This window comes from Vibrio sp. 970 (genome assembly GCF_033339075.1).
The window spans coordinates 1-644 of sequence record NZ_JAWOTW010000420.1; the positions used below are offsets into that span (position 1 = coordinate 1).

Annotated in this window: 2 protein-coding genes; both read right to left on the reverse strand. The window is 47.4% G+C overall.

Annotation, left to right across the window (positions count from 1 at the left end):
* Positions 1-536, reverse strand: a 536-nt coding sequence (locus R7Q11_RS27055; protein ID WP_225467095.1) for an SCP2 domain-containing protein, incomplete at its 3' end; no start/stop codon positions are given.
* Between the two features lie 11 nt (positions 537-547).
* Positions 548-644: class I SAM-dependent methyltransferase (locus R7Q11_RS27060; protein WP_225467096.1), on the reverse strand; the 97-nt coding region annotated here is incomplete at its 5' end.

Below are 644 nucleotides of genomic sequence, written 5' to 3' on the forward strand. Positions count from 1 at the left end.
TGATCGCAAAAATACGCGACTTCCAATGGTGCGGGTGCCAATTTCCACTCTTCTGTGACCACTTGGGCAAGGTGACGCTGATGTTTTTCCGCTTGAGAAACGAAGAAACCACCCACGTTTTTGGTGCCTTGTACCAAAGTGTGTGCAACCACATCGCCTGTTACGCGAGATAACCACTCTTCAATGTCCGGTTTGCAATCGGTCATCAACTGAGAAAATTTCTGCGCCAGTTGAATATCACCTTCAAGTTCAAGCTTGTCTTGCTTAATCAAGCGAGTGATGTTGGCTTGGTCACGCAGCTCAGGCAGCACGCTCAAGTTCAACGAGAGATAGCAGTCAGGCTGACCTTCGTAGTTACCCAGCACATCAATCTGCTGACTGAAAACAAACGTCAGCGTCTTGTCGATTTCTTTGAGGTGAACTTGGATAACTTGGCCCTTGAGACGCGCTAAACGACGACCCAATGCAGGATCGTCTTTAATCAGTGTGTTCAGTGAAGTTTCAATGACAGCAGTGATAAGAGGTTCAAATGGCATGCCGTTAACCCTTAGAATTTGTAACCGCGGTGCAACGCCACAATACCACCAGTTAAGTTGTAGTATTTGGTGTTTTCGAAGCCAGCGTCTTGCATCATGCCTTCCCGA